This is a genomic window from Rhizobium sp. BK060 (assembly GCF_014193145.1).
In the GTDB taxonomy this organism is placed as follows: Bacteria; Pseudomonadota; Alphaproteobacteria; order Rhizobiales; family Rhizobiaceae; genus Rhizobium.
The window spans coordinates 22,860-45,923 of record NZ_JACHYW010000006.1 but is presented as its reverse complement, the minus strand read 5'-3'; the positions used below and the strand labels follow the sequence as shown (position 1 = coordinate 45,923).

The window sequence follows — 23,064 nt, the reverse complement described above, 5'->3', positions numbered from 1 at the left end:
CACATGGCGAAGACCGCAAAGCCGGACGTACGTCCGCAAAATACCCATTTTTCTTCTGGCCCTTGCTCGAAGCGCCCCGGTTGGTCGCTCGAAGCCCTTTCCGACGCGCCGCTTGGCCGTTCGCACCGCGCGAAGATCGGAAAGACGAAGCTCAAGCAGGCCATCGATCTCACACGTGAAGTGCTTGAAGTGCCCGCGGATTACCGCATCGGCATCGTTCCTGCCTCCGATACCGGCGCCGTTGAAATGGCGCTCTGGTCGCTGCTCGGCGAGCGTGGCGTCGATATGGTCGCCTGGGAAAGCTTTGGCGCCGGTTGGGTCACCGACGTCGTCAAGCAGCTGAAGCTGAAGGACGTTCGCAAGATCGAAGCCGGTTACGGCGAGTTGCCTGATCTTTCGACCATAGATTTCGACCGGGACGTCGTCTTCACATGGAACGGCACCACCTCGGGCGTTCGCGTTCCGAACGGCGATTTCATTCCCGCCGACCGCAAGGGTCTGACGATCTGCGATGCGACCTCGGCCGCCTTCGCGCAGAACCTCGATTTCGCCAAGCTCGATGTCGTCACCTTCTCCTGGCAGAAGGTTCTCGGCGGCGAGGGCGCCCATGGCGTCATCATCCTGTCGCCGCGCGCCGTCGAGCGCCTGACGACCTATGCACCGGCTTGGCCGCTGCCGAAGATCTTCCGCATGACCTCGGGCGGCAAGCTGATCGAGGGCATCTTCACCGGCGAAACCATCAACACGCCGTCGATGCTTTGCGTCGAAGACTATATCGATGCGCTGCTGTGGTCGAAGCAGGTCGGCGGTCTCAAGGGCCTGATGGCCCGCGCTGATGCCAATGCCAAGGTCATCGCCGACTTCGTCGCTGCCAACGACTGGATCGCCAACCTTGCGGTGAAGGCTGAGACGGCTTCGAACACCTCCGTCTGCCTGAAGATCACCGACAAGGACGTTCTGGCACTCGACGCCGACGGCCAGGCGAACTTCGCCAAGGGCATCGTCAGCCTGCTCGACAAGGAAGGTGTCGCCTATGACATCGGCCACTATCGCGATGCGCCGTCCGGCCTTCGCATCTGGGCAGGTGCGACCATCGAAACTGCTGACATGCAGAAGCTGATGCCGTGGTTGACCTGGGCGTTCGAGACCCAGAAGGCTACGCTTTCCCAGGTCGCTGCCTGAGTTGATCGCATCCGGCTCCGCCGAATGGGCGGAGCCTCGCATCCTGATTTCATCCATCGTTGAACTTTTTGAAGGAAGCCCCCAATGGCACCTCGCGTTCTCGTATCCGACGAACTGTCGGAAACCGCCGTCCAGATCTTCCGTGATCGCGGCGTCGAAGTCGATTTCCAGCCGCAGCTCGGCAAGGACAAGGACAAGCTCGCCGAAATAATCGGCAATTACGACGGTCTCGCCATCCGCTCCGCTACCAAGGCGACGGAAAAGCTGATCGCCTCCGCGACCAACCTCAAGGTCATCGGCCGCGCCGGCATCGGCGTCGATAACGTCGACATCCCGGCCGCATCGCGCCGCGGCATCATCGTCATGAACACGCCGTTCGGCAATTCGATCACCACCGCCGAGCACGCCATCGCGCTGATGTTCGCGGTCGCCCGCCAGCTGCCGCAGGCCGATGCCTCGACGCAGGCCGGCAAGTGGGAAAAGTCGAAGTTCATGGGTGTCGAAATCACCGGCAAGACGCTTGGCGTCATCGGCGCCGGCAATATCGGCGGCATCGTGTGCAAGAAGGCCATTGGCCTCGGCATGCATGTTCTCGCCTATGATCCTTTCCTGTCGGCCGAACGCGCGCAGGAAATGGGCGTCACCAAGGTCGAACTCGACGAGCTGCTGGCCAAGGCCGATTTCATCACCCTGCACGTGCCGATGACCGACAAGACTCGCGGCATTCTCGGCAAGGAAAACCTCGCCAAGACCAAGCCCGGCGTTCGTATCATCAACTGCGCCCGTGGCGGCCTGGTTGACGAAGCGGCACTCGCCGAAGCCATCAAGTCCGGTCATGTCGCCGGTGCAGGCTTCGACGTCTTCGAAGTCGAGCCCGCCAAGGAAAGCCCGCTCTTCGGCCTGCCAAACGTCGTCTGCACGCCGCATCTCGGCGCCTCGACCACGGAAGCCCAGGAAAACGTTGCGCTGCAGGTTGCCGAGCAGATGTCGGACTACCTGGTGAAGGGTGCCGTTTCCAACGCCATCAACATGCCGTCGATCACGGCTGAGGAAGCGCCGATCCTGAAGCCGTTCATCCGGCTCGCCGACGTTCTCGGCGCCTTCGTCGGCCAGGTCACGGAAGAGCCGATCAAGGAAATCGAAATTCTCTTCGATGGTGCGACCGCCACGATGAACACGCGCGCCCTGACGAGCGCGCTGCTTGCCGGCTTGATCCGCACGCAGGTTGCCGACGTCAACATGGTTTCGGCCCCCGTTATGATCAAGGAAAAGGGTATCGTTCTCTCCGAGGTCAAGCGCGACAAGACGGGCGTCTTCGACGGTTACATCAAACTGACTGTCAAAACCGACTCGATGACCCGCTCGATCGCCGGCACGGTGTTCTCGGACGGCAAGCCGCGCTTCATCCAGATCAAGGGCATCAACCTCGATGCCGACGTCGGTTCGCACATGGTCTACATAACCAACACCGACGTCCCCGGCATGATCGGTTTCATCGGTACGACGCTTGGTTCTGCTGGCGTCAACATCGCGAACTTCCAGCTCGGCCGTGACAAGCAGGGCGGTGATGCTATCGCACTGCTTTATGTCGATGGCCCGATCGGCGACGAGGTGCTTGCCAAGCTTACGGCGAATCCGGCGATCCGCCAGGCAAAGCCGCTGGTCTTTGCGGTCGATTAAGTGTTGCTCCCAAGGCAATGAGAAAGCCCGGCGCGGGAACCGGCGCCGGGCTTTTTCTTTTGTCTCTCGGTCGACCAAGTTGATCACTGTCACGCGGGCGACTATCGTTATCTTTTAGCGGTTTGTTCCAATATCAATTTCAGGAGCTTCCATGACAAAGTCAGCCGTCGCTATTGCCATTGCGCTCACATCGCTTATTGGGCTCTCTTCATGCGCAAACACCGCGAACGGACTTGCCAAGGATGGCAGGGAGGCGGGCAATGCGCTGGATGCCAGCACGCATCGCATTCTCAAGGCCGGCGCGAACTAAATCGCACTGCCGGCCCTCTGCCTGCGCGTAGCGTAGCCCGCCAGACCAAGCGGGCTCGCGATCACTGCGGCGTTGCCGGAGCCGGAGTAGCCGGGGCCGGAGCGGCGGGAGCTGCAGGGGTTGCCGGAGCTTCAGCGGGTGGGTTCGCTGCTGGTGGCGTTGCTGGTGTTGCCGGTGCAGTCGATGCAGGCGGTGGCGAAGCCGGCTCGGAAGCCGTCGGCGCTGGCGCAGCAGGTGCAGTCGTGGTCGATGTACTCTGTGATCTCGGCCAGTAGGTGGCTGCGAGGGCCACGATGACGACGATCGCTGCCAGCACAATCCATATGGTCTTGCTCTTCGACGCCGACGTGTTCATCGGGTTTGGTTTGTTGAAATCATTTGTCATGTTACTCCTCCTCTAAACGTTAACTCCCTGGCGCGTAAAATGTTCCAATACGCGCAAATCTCCGTGAATGCTCTATGAAGGCTGCCGGCGTGATGCGCTCGTATCGGCGGAAGCTCACAAGGGCTTGCAGGCGCCATCTTAGCGATTTTACAGTAACGAACCTCCAATTTACACTTGCTCGTGTCTCGCTTCGCACCGCCGCTTCGCGTGTATCTGGACCTTGACGGTGGGCGGGAGGCCAGGCTCGACAGCCTTGCTGCGGAGAATCTTTTCGATGTTGGAGGCCGGGTGCGAAGAGTATGACGGCAATCCTCTTTGCGGCTCTCTTCGCGAGCAATGCAGGCATGGCTGAAGCGGTAAGCGAACGAGCGGTGCCTGCGTGATCGGATTTCGCAGAGGATGGATCGCCGGTAACGGCGACCCTCACTCGACCGGTTTCAGCAGTCTCAGCGCATTGATGGTGACCAGCACCGTGGCGCCGGTATCGGCCAGAATGGCGGGCCAGAGGCCGGTAATGCCTGCAATCGTTGTCACCAGGAACACGGCCTTCAGGCCGAGTGCGATGGTGATGTTTTCGACGATGTTTCGCATGGTGCGCTTGGAGAGCGCAATCATTGCCGCAATGTCGCTGACGCGGCCATGCAGGATCGCAGCGTCAGCGGTTTCGAGCGCCACATCGGTGCCGCCGCCCATAGCGATGCCGACATCCGCGGTCGCAAGGGCGGGGGCGTCGTTGATGCCGTCACCGACCTTGGCAACGATCAAGCCGTCACGCTTCAACTCGTTCACGATGCGCTGCTTGTCCTCGGGCATCAGCTCGGCGCGTACCTCGATGCCGAGCTGCCTGCCAATGGCCTCCGCCGTGCGGTGATTGTCGCCGGTGAGCATCACGATCTTGACGCCTGCCTCAGTCAATTCCTCAAGGCCGGACTTGGCGTCATCGCGCGGTTCGTCGCGCATGGCGATGGCTCCCGCCAGCGTGTCGCCGACGATGAGCACGGACACAGTCTTTCCATCGTCATTGAGCGCGCTGATGCGGGTGGTCTGATCGGACGAAAGAGGAATTCGTTCGCCGGCAGCCTTGGGAGATCCGAAGAACACCGGCTGGCCCGCGACCGCCCCGGTGATACCTTTTCCTCCTAGAGCCTTGGCGTCGGTCGCTGCGGGGAGGGTGACCCCCGCCGCTGTTGCCCTTGCCAGGATCGCGAGCGCCAGCGGATGGCTAGATCCTGTCTCAAGCGCAGCCGCATACTTCAGGACTTCCGCTTCGTCTTTTCCAAAAGCGATCACATCGGTCACCTGCGGCTTGCCTTCCGTCAGCGTGCCTGTCTTGTCGAGGGCAACGGCGGTGACTTTGCCAAGGGTCTCAAGGACCGCGCCGCCTTTCAGCAGCAGTCCACGGCGCGCGCCCGAAGAAAGCGAGGCGGCAATTGCGGCCGGGGTCGAAATCACCAGGGCGCAGGGGCAACCGATCAGCAATATGGCGAGGCCCTTGTAGATCCACTCGTCCCAAGCGCCACCGGCAAGAAGCGGTGGCAGGATTGCGACAAGAGCAGCGGCGACGACCACACCGGGTGTATAGTAGCGAGAGAAACGATCGATGAAGCGCTCCGTCGGCGCCTTGGATTCCTGCGCCTCCTCCACCAGCCGGACGACGCGGGCTATCGTGTTGTCGGCGGCCGCCGCCGTCACCTTGACCCGAAGTGCCGCGTCACCGTTGACGGTGCCGGCAAAAACCATGTCGCCTTCGCCTTTGCGCACCGGCGTGCTTTCGCCGGTGACTGGCGCTTCGTCGATTGCGCTCTCGCCGGAAAGGACGGTGCCATCCGCTGCGACGCGGTCGCCCGGACGAACCAGAATAGTCGAACCGACAGAGAGGCTTTCGGCTGGCACTTCCCGGGTCGTACCGCCCTCTTCAAGGAAGGCACGCTTCGGTACCAGCGTCGTCAGAGATTGGATGCTCGCGCGCGCCTTGCCGGCGGCGACGCCTTCCAGCAGTTCGCCGACCAGGAACAGGAAGACCACTGCGGCGGCTTCCTCGCCGGCATCGATGACCACTGCGCCGACCGCCGCGATCGTCATCAGCATCTCAATCGAGAAAGGGGTGCCCGCGAAGGCGGCGACGACCGCGCGCCGAGCGATCGGAACAAGCCCGACGAGCATTGCCACGTTGAATGCATAGGGTGCAATTGCCGGCACAAGGTGACCAATAGCGTAGGCCACAACGAGCGCTGCGCCGGAAAGGATTGTCAGGCGGCCTTCCTTGCTTTGCCACCAAGGTCCGGCCATCGGGGCGTCGTGACCGTGCAGACCTTCAAGTGCGTCCGTCGCCTTTTTCCCTGCGGGTTCGTGGTCGGCATGATCATGATCAGTGTGGACATGATGGTGGTGGGCATGGCTCGTCGGTGGGGTTTCCGCCGGCGACCTTCCGACGAGTTGCGAGACGGAATAGCCAAGGCTCGTCACTTTCCGCTCGATGGCGACAAGGTCGCTGTTGCCATTGTGGCGTACGGTCATCGCTCCTGCCGTCACGGAGACCGAAACGTCTTCGACGCCTGGCATACGCCGCACGGCCGTATCGATCTTGGCTGCGCAGCCGGCGCAATCCATGCCGTCAACCCTGTAACGTTTCTCGACCGTTTCACCCATGATCCGCTTCCTTGTCACAAAGAAGCATCCTTCCTACATCCTCTAGCGACTAGAGGTGCAAGAGGAAAATCATGAAAAAGATTACGATCGGCGAAGCCTCCCGGAAAAGCGGCGTCAAGGTACCGACGATCCGCTATTACGAGAGCATCGGCCTCTTGCCAGAGCCGAACCGCAGCGAGGGCAATCAGCGCTCGTACGAGCTGGCAGATCTACGCAGGCTCGCCTTCATCCGTCATGCCCGAGAGCTTGGGTTCGAAGTGGAAGCAATCCGCACACTGCTGACCCTGCAGGACGATCCACATCAGTCCTGCGCTTCCGCCGACGCGATCGCCAAGGCCCGTCTGATCGAAGTCGAGCAGAGAATCCGCAGCCTGATGGCGCTGAAGGCGGAGCTGGAGCTAATGGTGGAAGGCTGCGGTCACGGTCGCGTCGATCAGTGCCGCGTCATCGAGGTTCTGGCGGATCACGGTCAATGTAGTCACCCGCACGACTGACGGTCGGATACCAGATCGGTAAGCTCCAACGAGACGACAATAGGCTGGAAGATATACTCCGTTGCACAATACAAAGGCGTTGCGCCTAAAGTTTGTGCGAACTATGATTCTGATTTTATTTAGCTTTTTTGTCTATAACCTGTCGATCCGCTGCCATTATTTTATGTGATTTCCTCATGACCGGTCTCCAGAAAGCATTTGTTCCGATCGATGCGCCGAATGATGATTTTCAGTCGCTGTTTGCAACCCATCCGTCGCCGATGTGGGTCTACGATCCCGGCAGCCTTCGCTTCCTGATCGTCAACAACGCTGCCGTCGATCTCTACGGCTATTCGCGCCAGGACTATGCGCGCATGACGGTCCTCGACATTAGGCCGGAGCAGGAGCGCAAGCGAATGCTCGATGCCGTGCAGCGTCGAACCGACATGGAACGCGCCGAGCGTTGGACGCATCTGAAGGCCAACGGCGAAACCCTTGAAGTGCTCACCTATGGACGGGCGGTTCGTTTTGACGGGCGGGATGCGATCCTGGCGATTGTTCAGGACCGGACCGAGGTCAACGCAGCCCAGAGGCAGGTGAGCGATACGCGCTCGATGCTCGACAGCATCGTCGACAACCTGCCCGTCGGCGTCTTCGTGAAGGATATGGAAGAAGACGGACGCTATGTCCTTTTCAACGAGGCGTGCGGTGGCATCGTCGGCTATGATCCGAAGGACATTGTCGGCAAGAGCGATCGCATCATATTCGACGACAGGCAAACGGACATCTTTCGCGAGCAGGACTCCAGGGCTCTTGGGGCCGGAACAACCATCAGCTTCGAGGAGACGATGCAGCGTGCCGATGGGACACCGCGGATTCTGCGGACGATCAAGCGTGCACTCCCTGCGCTGGATGGCGGAGCGCCGCGCTATGTACTCGGCATTTCCCACGACGTGACCGAGGAGCGATCGGTCGAGGCCCGCCTCGCTTATATGGCAATGCATGATGCACTGACCGGCCTGCCGAACCGCGCATTCTTCGCCGATCATATCCAACGGGAAGCACGGATTGCCACCGCGGAAAATCCGCTCGCGCTGCTTTACCTCGATGTCGACCATTTCAAGCACATCAATGACAGCAAGGGCCATGCGGCGGGCGATGCACTGCTCTGCCAGGTCGCCGCGCGTCTGATGCAACTGGTGGCGGACGGCGACCTCGTCGCTCGTCTCGGCGGCGATGAATTCGCGCTTCTTCTGTCTTCGGAGCAACGCGAGAGCATCGAACGCTTTGCCGAACGCCTGCTCAGGTCGTTATCGGCCCCGTTTGATCTCGACGGCGTCAACGAGCACGTCACCTGTAGCATCGGCATTGCGCTTGCGCCTGAGCATGCCGAGGACGACGATGTCCTGATGCGGAACGCGGACCTTGCGCTCTACGCAGCCAAGGAAAGCGGCCGCTCGACTTACCGCTTCTATCTGCCGGAAATGCGCCTGGAAGCAGAGCGCCGGCACATGCTCACGGCCGAACTTCACGAGGCGCTGCTTAAAGGTCAGTTCGAACTTCACTACCAGCCGATCGTGCAACTTGATGACGATGGCCTTGCGGGCTTCGAGGCCTTGATCCGCTGGCGCCATCCCGTTCGAGGACTGGTCCCGCCGATGGAATTCATTCCTCTCGCCGAGGAGACCGGCCTCATCGTTCAGATCGGTGAATGGGTGCTGCGCGAAGCCTGCCGCGCGGCGGCCGCCTGGCCTAGCCATTTGAAGATCGCGGTCAATCTCTCCGTGTGCCAGTTCCGGCACAACAGCCTGCTTGCGACGGTCGTCTGCGCACTCGACGAGACCGGCCTTCGTCCGGAACGCCTCGAGATCGAGATTACCGAATCCGTCTTCCTTGCCGACGTCGAGCAAAGCCTGCCGCTGCTGCGGGCATTGAAGGAACTTGGCATCCGCATCGCCATTGACGATTTCGGCACCGGCTATTCGTCCTTCAGCTACTTGCGGGCCTTTGCCTTTGATAAGATCAAGCTCGACCGCAGCTTCGTCTCTGGCATTGAAACGGATCCGGGCAATCTGGCGATCGTACGTGCGGTCGTCGGTATCGGCTCCGGCTTCAATGCGACGACGCTTGCGGAAGGGATCGAAACCGAGGAGCAACTGCAGAAATTGCGCGCCGAAGGCTTCAGCGAGGTGCAAGGCTTCCTGCTCGGCAGGCCGATGCTAGAGGCCGAGGCGCAGGCTCTGATCGAAGGCGGCGCCTCGCCCTTGCCAATCGGAGCTCGTGGCTGAAATCGATCGCATCGAAGGTGTCGGCGGTCATGCTGCGATAGCATTCCTGATGGCGCAGCAGAAAGAATGGCCGGGCGGTGATGCAACGTGGGCCTGCGTGAGACTTCCTGCCGGCAGCAACGGTGCGACGATGCTGCACGACATCAGTGTTGCTCTCAACGCTCAGTTAATCTCGGTTTCATCGGTGGAAGCGACTGACCTCGATGCCGCTGCCGACGGGCAAAAGCACACTGGTAATGCCCGGCTTAGCCCGGATAGCTTTGCCGTATTGCCTGACGTTCTCGTCGCCCGGGCGCAGCATGTTGTCGGCAACGACGATCGCGCCCGGATTGAGCTTGGGATAAAAAGCCTCAAGGCAAGGCAGGTACAAGTCTTTCCAGAGATCCACCAGGACAAAGTCGATGCCATCCATGAGTTCGCCGATCAGCTGGACTGCGTCGCCGATCCTGAAATCGATCCAATCGGCAAGCCCGGCCCTTGTCGCCATCTCCTTGGCATGTGTCGACTTGTACTCGTGCAACTCCATGGTGATCAGTTTGCCGCCTGCGGCCCGGGCAGCTTCCGCCAGCCAGATGCCGGAATAGCCGAAGGATGTGCCGAGCTCGAGCATGACCGGCTGCTTGAGGCTCTTGGCGAGAATGTTGATGAACTGCCCGGTTTCGCGGCCGACCGCGCGCAAGCGCATGTCCTGCCCTCCGTCGCGACCGCCGGGCGGAAGCTCGCGTGGGCAGTTTTGCTCCTCGCGGATCATGGCATGATAGGTGTCAAGCACGTCCTGGATCTTGCTATCCATGGTTCGTTCCTCGTTCGGGCGGCGTCCTGAGGTAAACCGCTCCAGAGCGGCCTGTCGGTTGGCGAGTTTTGACCGGCTGGAACTCCCGCGAAAGTTAAACTTTCGCAACAATCGACATTTGCTGGCGGCTGTTGTTGCAGAGCTTTGAGATGTCGACTACATCGGGTTCGTCAATGGCCCGGATATCCTGGCCACGTAAGCGTTAACGTCACTCAACGCGTATGATCGAACGGCTCTGCGGCTTCGATCTGCGCGACTGTGTCCTGCGGATCGAGGTGAAGAGCCTCTGAAGGACACAATGGATAACAATCAAAACCCAACTCACAGCCTGCCAGCTCCCCTGGTCGAACGGGTTCGTCACGAACTGCGTCGCCGCTCTCTGACGGTCGCCGAAGTCACCGACATCACGCCGGGCATGCGCCGCATCGTCCTCACGGGTGAAGATCTTGCGGACTTCGTCAGCCTGGCGCCCGATGACCACGTGAAGATTTTCGTTCCCGCGGCCGAGGGCGAAGCGCGCCGCGACTACACGCCACGGCGGTACGACAGCAATGCCCGCACATTGACCATCGACTTTGCCTTGCATGAGGCGGGTCCAGTGACCCAATGGGCGATCGATGCGTCTGCGGGCGATACGCTCTCAATCGGTGGGCCGCGCGGCTCAGCGGTGGTCTCCGCAAGTGTGACAAGGTGGCTGCTGGTCGGCGATGAAACTGCCCTACCAGCCATGGGACGTCGGATCGAGGAAAGCGACACCGATACAGTGATCACCGCGATCGCGGCGGTGACCGGTCCGGCAGAGAGACAGATCTTCGAAACAAAGGCGGACCTGTATATGCATTGGGCGGACCGTCCCCTTTCGGACGCGACGGACGCCCGGCCGCTCCTGAACATCTTGCGCAGTATAGACATCGAGCGCGGGACGTTCGTTTGGGTCGCGGCAGAGGCTTCGGTCACGCGTGCCGTCCGCGAGTATCTTGTGACCGAACGAAGCCATCCGCTGCACTGGATCAAGGCGTCCGGCTATTGGGTGAAGGGGAAGGCAGATACGACTGAGAAGTTCGACTAGAAGCGGGCTTTGAGGCAGGCGACGGCTCGCTGTTCCTTTGCCCTGTCGATTGACAGACTCTGTAAGCCGCAATAACCAGAGCGGGCCGAAAAATGATCGACCGGCTGGTTATTCGGGCCCTCGCACCAGCGGGAATTAGTCGCCAGAAGCGAACCCACGGCACCTGACCTTATCAAGAGGCGGTGCTGTGTCTTCGAAGAAAGCTTCTGGCGCAGTCCACGTCAGCGTGGAGAACAATAATGACCGATACAAAGACCCTGCTGATCGCCCAACTGCTGATCGCCTGCATGATGCCTTTTGCATGACGGGATTGTTTAGCTTCCTGAAACTTCAACTGACAGCCGAATGGTTGCACGAATGGCTGAAAGCTTTCTTCACCGCCTGGCCGCGTGTTCGCTACCGGGCACGCGGATTTTCGTTGTGAGGTTCGTCATTCATTCAATACGCCGGATCACCTGCTTCTGGCTTTACGAAGCACTTCTTAGTCGCTTCCTCAGCGGCAGCAGCGAAAGGCCGGCGAGCAGCGCGAAGGCCGCGCCGGCGAGGAAGGTCATCTGGTGTCCGCCCCAATCCCAAAGCGCACCGGCAAGTACGCTCGCGGCGAGAAGCGCGACACCGGCAATCAGGTTGAAGATGCCGAAGGCGGTTCCGCGCAGCTCGGCGGGTGCGGCATCCGCAACGAGGGTGGCTAACAACCCTTGCGTAAATCCCATGTGGAGACCCCACAGCAATACCCCGATCCCGAGGCCCGCCAACCCGGGAAGAAGCGCAAGGCTGAGGTCGGCGAGAACGAGAAGCACGAGCCCGACAATCAACAGTGTTATTCGGTCGACACGATCCGCCATGACGCCTGCGGGGTAAGCCGAGAACCCATAGGCAATATTCATGACGATCAGGACGATCGGCACGAACATGACGGGAAGTCCCATCTGTTGGGCGTCGAGGATGAGGAAGGCTTCGCTGAAACGTGCGAGCGTGAAGACTGCGGAGACGGCAACGACCAGCCAGTAGATCGCAGGCAACCGGACGAGTTCCGAGCCTCTAAGCGGCACCCGGGCGCGCCGTTGGTCAGCATGTGGCGGTTCCTTAACGACAAAGAGGATGATCGCGACGGAGCAGAACGCTGGGATGACCGCGATCCAGAAGACTGTCGAATAGTGCTCGGCGGTCCACCACATCAAAACAAGAGCCAGCGCTGGCCCAAGGAATGCGCCGACCGTGTCGAGCGACTGGCGCAGACCAAAACTTGCGCCGCGGATTTCCTTCGGGCTGATATCGGCGATCAGGGCGTCGCGCGGCGCCCCCCTGACGCCTTTCCCGATGCGATCTATGAAGCGGGCCGCCACCAGCCAGCCCAGCGACGGCGCCAGGGGAAACACGGGCTTTGTCAACGCAGCCATGCCGTAGCCCAGGGCGACAAGCAGCTTTCGCTTGCCAAGCCAATCGCTCAGTGCTCCGGAAAACACCTTGGTGATGGCGGCGGTCGCCTCGGCAATACCCTCGATCAGCCCGACTGCAAATGCCGAGGTGCCGAGGACGGCAACCATGTAGACCGGCAGCAGCGCGTGGATCATCTCCGAGGAGATGTCCATGAACAGGGAGACGAAGCCAAGAGCCCAGACGCCTTTCGGGATCGCCCGCAGGACCGCGGGTCTTGAACCGGCAACGTCGACCATGCGAACTACCTTTCACAAACTAACCCGCCATGGGTTTTTTGCTTTTGAAATCTGACGGCGACCTGAAGACTCTTCAGCTTGGCTGCTGCGGCATCGCCCCAGTTCAGTCGTTACATCTCAATTGCCCGGCAGCGCAAGCGGATGGAAAGTGTTGACATAGCCCATCCACCGTGGATCATATGGCTCATGGGGTCGCGATCACCCCACGAGGCGCCAGCCGAAGAGTCGCGTCCAACGAAACCGCTAAAACGGAGGGACGCGCCATGCCGTCATTCACCGAAATCTCGAGCGATAAACTGAACCGCCTCATCGGCACGCCGGGTGCGCCTGTCTTGATCGATGTGCGCAATGACGAGGACTTTTCCGCCGATCCCCGTCTCATCCCCGGATCAGTCCGCAGGCCATTCAAGGATGTGGTCCAATGGGGCGCTGAAATTCAAAGCCCGGCCGTCATCGTCTGCCACCATGGCGCCAAGCTCAGCCACGGCGTTGCCGCGCATCTTCGCGTCATGGGAGTGCAAGCCGAAACACTCGAAGGCGGGTTCGAGGCATGGATCAAGGCAGGCGGTCTCGCGGTGCCCGAGGATAAGCTGCCGTCTCGCAACGCGAAGGGGCGGACGGTTTGGGTCACGCGTGCCCGCCCGAAGATCGACCGTATCGCGTGCCCCTGGTTGATCCGCCGCTTCGTGGATCCCTTGGCCGTCTTCCTGTTCGTTCCCACCGCGGAAGTGCTGATGGTCGCCGATCGGTTTGGGGCAACACCCTTCGATATCGAGGACGTCTTCTGGAGCCACCGTGGCGATCGATGCTCGTTCGATATCATGGTGGAGGAGTTCGCCCTTCAATCCGGGCCGCTGCTTAGGCTTGCTACAATCGTCAGGGCTGCAGATACCGCAAGGCTTGATCTCGCGCCCGAAGCGGCAGGATTGCTGGCAGCCTCACTCGGGCTTTCGCGGATGTTTGCCGACGACCTCGAGCAATTGGAGGCAGGCATGACCTTGTACGATGCCTTCTATCGATGGTGCCGGGACGCGACCGAAGAGACCCACAATTGGCCCTCCGTGAAGAAGGGAAGCTGAGATGGCCAACCCTGTCACCGAGCCGCACGCGGAGGGCACGGCGGACAACACGAGCCACGGCATCTCGTTCGGCGAGGCGCTTCGCGTCTGGTTGCGCGTGGCGGCGCTGAGCTTCGGCGGCCCGGCCGGGCAGATCGCCGTCATGCACAGGATCGTCGTCGACGAAAAGAAGTGGATCGGCGAACAGCGCTTTCTGCACGCCCTGAATTACTGCATGCTGTTGCCTGGGCCAGAGGCGCAACAACTCGCGATCTACATCGGCTGGCTTATGCACAGGACGGCAGGAGGGCTTGTGGCCGGCATCCTGTTCGTTTTGCCCGGCTTCCTGTCCATCCTGGCCCTCAGCTACGTCTACGTGCTGTTTGGAAGCGTCGACGCCATCGAAGGCATGTTCTTCGGTCTCAAGGCCGCGGTGCTTGCGGTCGTCGTGCAAGCCGTCATTCGGATCGGGGGCAGGGCGCTCAAGAATCCTGCCATGGTCGCCATCGCCGCCGCCGCATTCATAGGGATCTTTGTTCTTCATGTCCCATTCCCGCTGATCATTCTGGCTGCGGCGATGATAGGTTTCGTGGGTTCCAAATCCGGCTCGAGCCTTTTCCAGGCAGGCAATGGCCACAAGGCAGCCTCCGGCCGTGTCCTGGCTGACGCCGACTCCGCTCTTGGCGAGGAAACGCCGGTCCATGCGCGGCCGAACCTGGTGTGGTCGCTGAATATCTCGGCTGTCTTGCTCACGCTTTGGCTCGGGCCGCTTCTGCTGCTTTATGCCTTCCGCGGCGGAGATGATGTGTTCACGCAGATTGGCGTCTTTTTCAGCAAGATGGCCGTGGTGACCTTCGGTGGCGCATACGCCGTGCTTGCCTATGTCGCGCAGGAGGCGGTTCAGCACTATGGCTGGCTGCGGCCGACGGAGATGCTCGACGGGCTGGGCATGGCCGAGACGACGCCAGGACCGCTGATCATGGTGCTCCAGTTCGTCGGGTTCATGGGCGCCTATCGCGATCCGGGCAGTCTCGATCCGATCACGGCCGCCACGCTGGCTGCGATCCTCGCGACGTGGGTGACGTTCGTACCGTGCTTCCTGTGGATCTTTCTCGGCGCGCCATTCATCGAAAAGCTCAGGGGCAATGCGGCGCTCGCGAGCGCGATGTCGGCCATCACCGCTGCCGTGGTCGGCGTCATACTGAACCTTGCCATCTGGTTCGGTCTGCACTTCCTGTTCACCGAGGCGCGCATCCATCGGTTCGGCCCCATATGGATCGAACTGCCCGTCTGGTCGTCGCTGGCCCTGCCTTCGCTCGTTCTCAGCGTCGCCGCAGCCATTGCGATCTTTCGGCTTAGACTGTCGGTTATTCCCACACTGCTCGGATGTGCTGTGGCTGGGATGGCTTGGAGGCTGTTCGGGATACTCTGAAACAATTGCGTAAGGGTTGAAATCTATCTCCGAGATCTCAGCAAATTCCCCGCCTCTTGCGCCGGAACCCAATCCTTTCTATATCCTCGCCAACGAAAGTCCGGCGGCCGATCCCGCGGACATGAAATCCGCCGGCTCTGATGGGCGGATCGCAGCAAGCTTAGAATTGGCAGCCACCCGTGAACACACTGGATTTTGACAAGAAGCCGGAAGATACCCGTGTTGTCGTCGCCATGTCCGGCGGCGTTGATAGCTCCGTGGTCGCAGGCATTCTCAAACGCCAAGGCTACGACGTGCTCGGCATTACGCTGCAGCTTTATGATCACGGCGCGGCCGTTCACCGCGCCGGTTCCTGCTGTGCCGGCCAGGATATCGACGATGCCCGTCGCGTTTGCGAGACGCTCGGCATCCCGCACTACGTGCTGGATTACGAGAAGCGGTTTCGTGACACGGTGATCAATCCGTTCATGGAAAGCTATGTCGCGGGCGAGACGCCGATCCCCTGCGTCTCGTGCAATCAGACCGTCAAGTTTGCCGACCTGCTCGCGACCGCGAAGGAACTCGGCGCCGACGCGCTGGCGACCGGCCACTACATCCGCTCGCGGCCCAATCCGGTGCCTGGTAATCCCGGCCGCCGCGCCCTTTATCGTCCTGCTGACGCCGACCGCGACCAGAGCTACTTCCTGTTCGCGACGACGCAGGAGCAGATCGACTATCTGCGCTTCCCGCTTGGCGGCCTGCCAAAGGCCGAAACCCGCAAGCTTGCTGAAGAGATGGGCCTTGTGGTCGCCAAGAAGGCTGACAGCCAGGACATCTGTTTCGTGCCGCAGGGCAAATATTCCGACATCATCAACAAGCTGAAGCCGAATTCGGCGCTTGCAGGCGAGATCGTCCATCTCGACGGCCGCGTGCTGGGGCAGCATGAAGGCATCCTGCACTACACCATCGGTCAGCGCCGCGGTATCGGCATCGCTACGGGCGAGCCGCTCTATGTCGTCTACCTCGATGCCCGGTCCCGCCGGGTCATCGTCGGGCCCAAGGAAGCGCTGGAGACACACCGCGTCTATCTGCGCGATGTCAACTGGCTCGGCGACGAGCCGCTTGCTGAGGCTGCCTCGGACGAAGGCTTCGCATGCTTTGCCAAGGTCCGCTCGACGCGTGCCCCGACACCGGCCGTCCTGCACGCCGATGCAAGCGGCATCTATGTCGATCTAGCGATCGGCGAAGCCGGCGTTGCACCAGGCCAGGCCTGTGCGCTTTATTCAGCGCCCGGCGACAACGCCCGCGTCTACGGCGGTGGTTTCATCGAGCGCTCCGAGCGGGAACCGGCAGCGGAAGCCTCGCTGAAGGCGCTGCTGGCCAGCCCCGTCGCCGCCTGAAAATGCCTGTGGCATTTTCTCGATCATGTGCTTGACACAAAGCCGAAGCGCACCTTATAAGCCGCTCATCCCACGGGCCACCGCATTGCGAACGGTACCGTTGACCAGTGGCGGAGTAGCTCAGTAGGTCAGAGCAGAGGAATCATAATCCTTGTGTCGGGGGTTCAAATCCCTCCTCCGCTACCATCTTTATTACAGATAGTTCTGTGTTTGACCGAGCCGGAAAGCTAAGCCTTTGTAGCCGGTCGCTTCATTGCGGAATTCTTCGAGATCATGATCAACGGACTTGACGTGTTGCCGCTTGTTGCGGCCGAATAGCGGTGGGCAATAGTCGTAAACTCGGCGCGACCAAGGTCCAATGCCGACCTTGCATCATTCACCTCTATTTCCGTTGCCAGGGTACTCCCGGTGGCTCGGGCCGGATGTTGAGGGGGATCGCGTCGGTTCGAACCAAAGGGAACTCGCAGTTCGGCTACCGCAGGCTGCGAGGCTTCCCTTTGAGACATCAAGAAAAGAAGTCGGACCTATTAGCGGGCCCCTGAGGCTGGTTCACAGGGTCTGGTCCATTCCTGAGGGTCACACGCCAAGTTGCTCGAAGAACGTGCACGCTTTACCTGCGACGGGCAGCCCGATCAATATACGCTCACTCCGTCTTACTCGCCACTGATGCTCAAGGCATCGGGCGCTAACGCATTGGCAAGCGCGATCGACAGGCCCTCACGCGTCCGGAAACCGGCTTCGATCAGGTCAAGTGCCGTGGCAATTACCGCCCGAGCGCACTCGCTTTCCGGGTCTATTTGGTTTGTTTGGCACCAGGCTTGGATGACGGACGCGAGGACTTCAACCTCTCCATTGTCCAGTGTGAATGTAGGGAATTGCATGGTGGCGTTCCCCCATAACGACAAGAGCGCTAGACCCTTGATCGAACCGTGCCGTGCATCTGGTCCAACACGATAGCCTACGCCTCATTCGCAAGACCGTCATTAAAAAAGCCTCGCGATCTTGGCGGGCCGAGCCCGTCGACGGAAAGGTCGCGCTCTCGCCCGGGTAGATGAAGAAACGGCGGTATTCGCCAGCACGGAAACTCTGCTGCCGCCGCATTTGTAAGAGCTGCTTCTTGCGCAATATCCAACGCGCCACTAGCATCGCATCGGGTGCAAGAGGGAGGCTGCGCGCTGAGGCGGGATCTACTGCTTCTTCTTGCGAGGGCATTGTATTTCGCGATCGTGATCATCGTCGAATTTTATTAGACCGGGAAAAGCGCCGAGGAGGGACAGCAGAGCATGTCGTACTTCGAAGAGCTGATACGCGCTAAGCGCTATTTTAATCGCTGGCTAAGGTATCGGTTGGCTGCTCCGCGAGTTCCAAAGTTGGAGCGCCTCTTTCTTGGAAAAGCCGTCGTGGTCGCTGGCTCCGCACCCTTTTCCACGAGGCCTCAGGGCTGGAACGATTCATTTCGCGTATTGACGATAAATGCCTCCCAGGTGGCGGCCCAAGGTTGGTTAACCCAGCCGCCTGACGCGACATTGATGCAGTTCAATCAGATTGAAGGGCTCAATGCGGCCGCGGTCGAGGTTCGCAAAGTGCTCCAACATAAGAAAACAGGACTACTTTGCGTTCTCAATTGGCGGCACGAGCTCGATCGGCTCGTGAGAGGACTTGATACATTCGACTACCGTTACAACGAATTGATGCTGATCAGCCGCCATGAGCGCATCGCCCTGATGCATCGGATGACGGGAAGACTGAATCTTGAATTGGAGGGTGAGGCCAAGTGGTCAAACGGCATCGTTGGCGCGGCTCTGGCACTCGCAAGTGGCGCGGCGAATGTGATTCTCACCGGCATCGATCCGCTCTCGAAGGGCCACCAATACAATTCGCTAAATCTTTCCCGCATGCATCGAGAAACCGACCTGCAAGCGCTTCAGATATTCCGTGAGCAGAGGCTCCCGGTCTTTACCGCCGACCCGCACGTCGCTCAGTCTACGAAACTGGCACTTTGGCCTCCTCGAGGGATCTAGCACTTCAACGTCCACGCAGTCTGACGAGCCGAGCCGGCGCGCCGACATAGATGCCGCCAGGAACCGTGGTTCCCTTGACGACGCTATTGGCTCCGATCACGCAACCGCGACCGATATGGGCGCCGGCCAATATCTTAGCGCCGGCTCCGATCCAGACGTCGTCCTCAATCACGACCGGTGCTTTCCGCAGCGGTTGGTCCTTTATGGGGGCAACCGGATCGTCGAAACCATGCTCGAAAGAAACAATGGCGGTTTGAGCAGCGATCCGTACGCCATTCCCGATGCGGATACCCCCGTGGCCGAGCAGTACCGCAAAGTCGTTGAGTGAAACATTGTTGCCGATCTCGACGCGTCCGCTCTGGGCGTCGATCACGACGCCGTAGCGCATCGAGACGCGATCGCCAATTGCTATCGTTCCTTTTCGCCATCTGAAACGTGGCCAATACAGCATTTTGGGTTTCGCTCCGATCGTGAGGCGCCCACCGGAGAAAACCGAGTAAAATTTGACGAGCGCGCCAAAGTTCACTGCTTATACCGGGGCCAACTGCAGCTCGATCGCGAGCGCCTTGTCGAGCCACTTTTGGGCATACTCGACATCCTGCCAGTTCTTGAACCAAGGGCCGCCTTTGGTGTAGTGCCCTTAACTTCGTCGGCAATATCTTCGCGGGAATTCCGTCCAATACAGACCGAAAGTTCTGCCACCAGCCCTCTCCCTTGAATTAGCCTCTGCTGAGGGTGGACGACGAACGTTTGCAAAGTCAAGGCCGCGCCGAGTCGGAATCGGCAGCGACCGGATCAAAGGGCGCTAAAACAACGGTTCCCACGCGGTCGATTGGCGTCTTCGTGGAACGACCTGTCCCGATGCTCCGTGTTGCGCCGTTCACGCTCAGGCCAGCTCAGTTCCGACGATGGTTGAACTACGTCCAAAGACGAACTTGGCGAAGAGCGCGCGAACCGCAAGGATTGCACTTGAAGAGGTGCTTGGCTTGCATCTTGAGGGCCAGCATCTTGAGGGTCGAGAGTGGCGCACGATTTCAATTGGGAACCGGGCATTGGTGACCCTACGATCGGGGGATGGATTACCGTCATCCTGTACCTGCTGGCCTGTGCGAGCTGCTGGAAGACGACCGGGGTCGTCGCTCGGCAATGTTGGAACGAACGATCCGACGGCTATATCTGGCGTGCCATCTCCGTGGTGTTTTTCTTTCTCGGCATAAACAAGCAGCTCGATCTCCAGTCTGCGATGACGGAACTGGGCCGCATGGTCGCTTTCTCTGGCGGGTGGTATGAGCAACGCCGGGCAATGCAAGTCGATTTTATTATCGGTGTAGCCGTCATGTGCGCGGCCACCGTACCGGCTTTTCTCTTCTGGGCCAGAAAATCCCCGATCCAGACTTGGCTAGCGCTCGTCGGTTCAACGTTTGTATTGGGGTATGTGCTAATTCGAGCGGCATCCTTTCATCATTTTGACCGCTTCATCAGTAGCCATTTCCTAGGCTTCAAGTGGAATTGGATTCTGGAAATGACTGGGATCGCGATGGTGTTGCTTGCGAGCGAGTCGCGACGAGCAAAAGTCTTTCAGCAAATGGGTCGGCGGGTCGCCCGCTGACAGGCGCTTGCGATCGCCAGCAGGCGCGGCTCGGGTCCTTATTTTTCATTTCTCCGGTGCGGACTGAATTTCAACCTGTCGCCTTGGCACTAGCGCGCTACGGTTTGCTCCAAACTATGATGATAATCGTAAACTGGGCCCTTCTATAGTTCACCAAAACGCCGCAGCAGTCGCCACTGAAGCCGCAATCGATAGTATCCACCAGAACAATTCCGTTCCGTTCCGGTCCGTGCACTGCCACCCATAGCATTCTCTTAGCGGGCAAATGCGCAATCACGATCATTCATTTCCAGGAGCGGGCGCTTAAAGCTGTAAATAAGACGTAGGTACTCCGCGGGAGTCCCTTGGAGGACCCCAAAAATGCGCCAACGATCGCACAACGAAAGTCGTTTTTGACTACAGCGATGGTGCTATGGCGACAACGGACGCTGGCGGTCGGCGTCGCGTCAACCATTGAAGACGATCGAAAAAAGGGGCGGCGTCACGTAGCATCGACACGGCTTAGCGTGATCCCGGAGATGGGTTGAAACGGGCTTCCCTACCAGTCGAATGACGCATTTTCTTCTGTGGAACTTCTCGTAAACTTCGACTTTGGGTCTTTCTCTGCTGCTTACGCTATGCACGATGGTGGCCTACAAGGCGTGTCATCATTGCCGCTTAAACTGCTCGTCGAAATCACGGATCGGATTTGAGAATGGCGAAGAAGCCGAAGCTGGAGCATTCCGACCTTGCGGGTGAGTTTACCGATGATGGCGTGACGGTGCTCGTCGACATCTTCCGCCCGGCAGGCACGAATGGCGACTGGAAAATGGAAGTCGTGACCCAGCACGAGGACCTCATCGAATGGGAGGAGCCTTTTGCCACCGATCGCGAGGCGTTTGACGAGTTTCTGGCGACGGTCGCACGCGAGGGAATCAGAACATTTCTGGAAGAAGAGGACCCGTCGGTCCACTAACCCTTGTCTGGTCGCGTGACGGCACGCGGCTGGCTGGATAAATCCCGCCCCTCACGTTCCGGAAAATTGGCCCGCTCTCGGGCCGGCCAGCGTTACTTGCCAGGCGCTCCTGTTGCTGAAATCCTGGCTCGCCAAAAAAGTATATCCTGTGCTTTCCCAAGGTTTTACTTTGCCTGCGAGATTGTCGAGGACATCGTCGCCGGACCTCAGTCGCGCCAGCAGGACGACATGGTTGTTGCCGCCGCGGTCGATGACGACCGAAAGCACCAGCTTGTTCGACGCAAAGCCGGCGCCGAGGAGCGTTTTCAGTTTCAGCAGAGCGTAGTCTTCGCAGTCGCCTTTGTTGTTAATGGGCAGCGACCAGTATTCCGGTTTTCCTGATGTCTGTGCGTCCGCTGCCGGCGCGACACCGGCATTGACCTGCCGATTGACCTTTTGAAGCAAAGGCATAGCCTCTTCGTCAGTCATCTCGCGACCGCCGCTTCCACGGCAAAGCCAAGCGTAGCGCGCGCATGCCGAGGGAAAGCCAATCGGCGCTCCGATCGCGCGTGATGCGCGCAGAGCCAGCGGCTCAATTGTCAGGTGGTGCGGCCAGGCACGATTGAGGAACGATTGTGTGGGCCGGTAGCGTCCATCAATCTTAACCCTTTTGCCGATCCTGATCATCACGGTGACCGACTGCTGGGAGGCAGGCGGACCGCAAGCAATTCCTCTGGGGGAGGGAATGGCGGCGGCTCCAACGCCGGTAGCGGCGACGCCGACAGTGGCGGCAGCAACGGAAGCGGCAGTAACGGAAGCGGCGGCAACGGAAATGGCGGCAGCGGCAACACGGGCGAAGGTCCGGTGACGCCGGCGATGACGATAGCGGCCGCAGCAGCGGCAATGGCAATGGGAATGGTGACGACGGCGGTAATGGCAGCAGCAGCGGTGATCGTCATGGCGGAGCACACCATCACCATGGTCCGAAAGACCACCACGGTCTCAAGGATCATCGCCTGCGCGGTGACGGTCCTAAAGGTCACCACGGTCCGAATGGTGACGGCCCGAGAGATCATCACGGCTCTAAGGGGGCGGTCCCCAGGGCGATGGTCCAAAAAACCAGCACGCCTCCAAGGGCGACAGTCAGCATGGTGGTCGTAACCAGGGCGGTGAGAACCGGGCGGCGGTAGCGAGGGTGGCGGCAACCAAGGGGGCGGCAACCAGGGTGGCGGCAACCAAAGTGGCAACCAGGGTGGTGGCCGCGGCGGAAACCACCAAGAGGCTACCTTACGCGACGACCATCATGTCAGAGAAACGCAACGGTTGAGCGGTCTCAGAATTTGAAACCAACGCCGACGGTGACGATGTTCTGATTGAAGTCGGTGTCTACACCGAGCAGGTCCTTGCTGCCGTAATCGTTGTAGCGATATTCGACCCGCCCGAAGATGTTATCGGTGAAGGCGTAGTCCAGGCCGGCTCCAACGGTCCAGCCCGAGAACGTGGTGTCGTCGTCGCCGACGGGCGTGCTTACATGGCCTCTCGCACCGGTCCAGCCGGCGGCTCCATAGAACAGAGCGTGATCGAGAGCGTAACCGACGCGAGCGCGGACGGAGCCGGTCGTGTCGAATTTATATTCATTGCCGCCAACTGTTTCCTCGTTCCAATTGTAGGAAACGTCGCCTTCGACACCGAGCACGATATTGTTGTCGAGTTGCCAGTTGTATCCGGTGAAGCCGCTGATGAGGCCGCCGTTGAGATTGGCGTCGCCGATGCCGGAGAAGTCACCGTTGCCCCAGGCGCCCCCACCTTGCAGGCCGACATAGAAGCCGTTCCAGGTGAAGACGGGTGCAGCTTGTGCAACCGGAACCGTTGGCGGCTCATTCACAAGGTCAGCGGCCGACGCAGCCCCCGCAAGACCAATAAAGGCCGCAGAAGCCGCAACTATACGAAAATACATGATAAATCCCTCTCCTATGACAAGGGTCCACTCAGTCTGCGCACCAATCGAGCCGGGCCCGATCGATGATCGCGGCCCATGCGGCATGCAGACACACTTTCAGTGGAAATGTCCGCCCACAGGACCAACGAGCTAACGTTGGCCCGTCTGAAAGGGTTCCATCACGAAT

21 protein-coding genes and 1 tRNA gene are annotated in these 23,064 nt (G+C 60.1%); 14 read left to right on the top strand and 8 right to left on the bottom strand.

Annotation, left to right across the window (positions count from 1 at the left end; genetic code table 11):
- Positions 1-3 precede the first annotated feature (3 nt).
- The 3 genes from FHT71_RS08405 (at position 4) to FHT71_RS08395 (ending at position 3,172) form a co-directional block, all read left to right on the top strand.
- The gene (locus FHT71_RS08405) at positions 4-1,182 is read left to right on the top strand and encodes a phosphoserine transaminase (protein ID WP_007802654.1); all 1,179 of its coding nucleotides are present in this window, start codon (positions 4-6) and stop codon (positions 1,180-1,182) included.
- Positions 1,183-1,266: 84 nt separating this feature from the next.
- On the top strand, positions 1,267-2,862 hold the full coding sequence (serA, locus tag FHT71_RS08400; protein ID WP_007802656.1) for a phosphoglycerate dehydrogenase: 1,596 nt from the start codon (positions 1,267-1,269) through the stop codon (positions 2,860-2,862).
- A gap of 151 nt (positions 2,863-3,013) precedes the next feature.
- A complete protein-coding gene (locus FHT71_RS08395; protein ID WP_007802658.1) occupies positions 3,014-3,172 on the top strand; it encodes a hypothetical protein in 159 nt (52 codons plus the stop codon).
- Between the two features lie 61 nt (positions 3,173-3,233).
- Here the strand turns inward: FHT71_RS08395 and FHT71_RS08390 are convergent, their stop codons facing one another.
- Complete coding sequence (locus FHT71_RS08390) at positions 3,234-3,557, bottom strand: hypothetical protein (RefSeq protein WP_132594158.1); 324 nt, start codon at positions 3,555-3,557, stop codon at positions 3,234-3,236.
- Positions 3,558-3,980: 423 nt separating this feature from the next.
- Positions 3,981-6,206 (bottom strand): heavy metal translocating P-type ATPase, encoded by a 2,226-nt coding sequence (locus tag FHT71_RS08385; RefSeq protein WP_183719454.1) that lies wholly within the window; start codon positions 6,204-6,206, stop codon positions 3,981-3,983.
- A 71-nt stretch (positions 6,207-6,277) separates the two neighbouring features.
- Between FHT71_RS08385 and FHT71_RS08380 the strand changes: the two genes are divergently transcribed.
- Together FHT71_RS08380 and FHT71_RS08375 are read left to right on the top strand one after the other, a co-directional pair.
- Positions 6,278-6,700 (top strand): helix-turn-helix domain-containing protein, encoded by a 423-nt coding sequence (locus FHT71_RS08380; protein WP_132594154.1) that lies wholly within the window; start codon positions 6,278-6,280, stop codon positions 6,698-6,700.
- Between the two features lie 176 nt (positions 6,701-6,876).
- On the top strand, positions 6,877-8,967 hold the full coding sequence (locus FHT71_RS08375; RefSeq protein WP_183719452.1) for a bifunctional diguanylate cyclase/phosphodiesterase: 2,091 nt from the start codon (positions 6,877-6,879) through the stop codon (positions 8,965-8,967).
- 178 nt (positions 8,968-9,145) lie between these two features.
- Here FHT71_RS08375 and FHT71_RS08370 read toward each other — a convergent pair whose 3' ends face one another.
- Positions 9,146-9,760, bottom strand: a complete 615-nt coding sequence (locus tag FHT71_RS08370; protein ID WP_183719450.1) for a DUF1442 domain-containing protein — start codon at positions 9,758-9,760, stop codon at positions 9,146-9,148.
- 298 nt (positions 9,761-10,058) lie between these two features.
- On the opposite strand from FHT71_RS08370, the gene FHT71_RS08365 reads away from it, so the two are divergent.
- Positions 10,059-10,829 (top strand): siderophore-interacting protein, encoded by a 771-nt coding sequence (locus FHT71_RS08365; protein WP_183719448.1) that lies wholly within the window; start codon positions 10,059-10,061, stop codon positions 10,827-10,829.
- Between the two features lie 187 nt (positions 10,830-11,016).
- Positions 11,017-11,253 carry a DUF2798 domain-containing protein gene (locus FHT71_RS32290; RefSeq protein ID WP_132594148.1) on the top strand — a complete coding sequence of 79 codons (237 nt, stop codon included), beginning with the start codon at positions 11,017-11,019 and terminating at the stop codon, positions 11,251-11,253.
- A gap of 43 nt (positions 11,254-11,296) precedes the next feature.
- On the opposite strand, the gene FHT71_RS08355 is transcribed toward FHT71_RS32290, so the two are convergent.
- Complete coding sequence (locus FHT71_RS08355) at positions 11,297-12,505, bottom strand: MFS transporter (RefSeq protein ID WP_183719446.1); 1,209 nt, start codon at positions 12,503-12,505, stop codon at positions 11,297-11,299.
- Positions 12,506-12,768: 263 nt separating this feature from the next.
- On the opposite strand from FHT71_RS08355, the gene FHT71_RS08350 reads away from it, so the two are divergent.
- From FHT71_RS08350 to FHT71_RS08330, 5 genes are all read left to right on the top strand, one after another.
- The gene (locus FHT71_RS08350) at positions 12,769-13,584 is read left to right on the top strand and encodes a sulfurtransferase/chromate resistance protein (RefSeq protein WP_132594144.1); all 816 of its coding nucleotides are present in this window, start codon (positions 12,769-12,771) and stop codon (positions 13,582-13,584) included.
- Between the two features lies 1 nt (position 13,585).
- A complete protein-coding gene (gene chrA / locus FHT71_RS08345) occupies positions 13,586-14,995 on the top strand; it encodes a chromate efflux transporter (RefSeq protein WP_132594142.1) in 1,410 nt (469 codons plus the stop codon).
- Positions 14,996-15,174: 179 nt separating this feature from the next.
- A complete protein-coding gene (gene mnmA, locus FHT71_RS08340; protein ID WP_132594140.1) occupies positions 15,175-16,374 on the top strand; it encodes a tRNA 2-thiouridine(34) synthase MnmA in 1,200 nt (399 codons plus the stop codon).
- 109 nt (positions 16,375-16,483) lie between these two features.
- Positions 16,484-16,560, top strand: a tRNA-Met gene (locus FHT71_RS08335).
- A 1,097-nt stretch (positions 16,561-17,657) separates the two neighbouring features.
- On the top strand, positions 17,658-18,395 hold the full coding sequence (locus FHT71_RS08330) for a hypothetical protein (RefSeq protein WP_007802684.1): 738 nt from the start codon (positions 17,658-17,660) through the stop codon (positions 18,393-18,395).
- A gap of 4 nt (positions 18,396-18,399) precedes the next feature.
- Here FHT71_RS08330 and FHT71_RS08325 read toward each other — a convergent pair whose 3' ends face one another.
- Entirely contained in the window at positions 18,400-18,783 is a 384-nt protein-coding gene (locus tag FHT71_RS08325; RefSeq protein ID WP_224563311.1) for an acyltransferase, read from the bottom strand.
- Between the two features lie 633 nt (positions 18,784-19,416).
- Here FHT71_RS08325 and FHT71_RS08320 point away from each other — a divergent pair.
- Together FHT71_RS08320 and FHT71_RS08315 are read left to right on the top strand one after the other, a co-directional pair.
- Positions 19,417-20,004: a hypothetical protein gene (locus FHT71_RS08320; protein WP_183719444.1), complete on the top strand. Its 588-nt coding sequence runs from the start codon at positions 19,417-19,419 to the stop codon at positions 20,002-20,004.
- A gap of 694 nt (positions 20,005-20,698) precedes the next feature.
- Positions 20,699-20,959, top strand: coding sequence for a hypothetical protein (locus FHT71_RS08315; RefSeq protein ID WP_007802691.1), 261 nt, complete (start codon positions 20,699-20,701; stop codon positions 20,957-20,959).
- A 51-nt stretch (positions 20,960-21,010) separates the two neighbouring features.
- On the opposite strand, the gene FHT71_RS08310 is transcribed toward FHT71_RS08315, so the two are convergent.
- From FHT71_RS08310 to FHT71_RS08300, 3 genes are all read right to left on the bottom strand, one after another.
- Positions 21,011-21,625, bottom strand: a complete 615-nt coding sequence (locus tag FHT71_RS08310; RefSeq protein ID WP_245505590.1) for a transglutaminase-like cysteine peptidase — start codon at positions 21,623-21,625, stop codon at positions 21,011-21,013.
- Positions 21,625-22,014, bottom strand: a complete 390-nt coding sequence (locus tag FHT71_RS08305) for a hypothetical protein (protein ID WP_165933218.1) — start codon at positions 22,012-22,014, stop codon at positions 21,625-21,627. The genes FHT71_RS08310 and FHT71_RS08305 overlap by 1 nt, the downstream gene beginning before the upstream one ends.
- Positions 22,015-22,271: 257 nt before the next feature.
- Entirely contained in the window at positions 22,272-22,895 is a 624-nt protein-coding gene (locus FHT71_RS08300) for an outer membrane protein (protein ID WP_183719442.1), read from the bottom strand.
- Between the last annotated feature and the right edge of the window lie 169 nt (positions 22,896-23,064).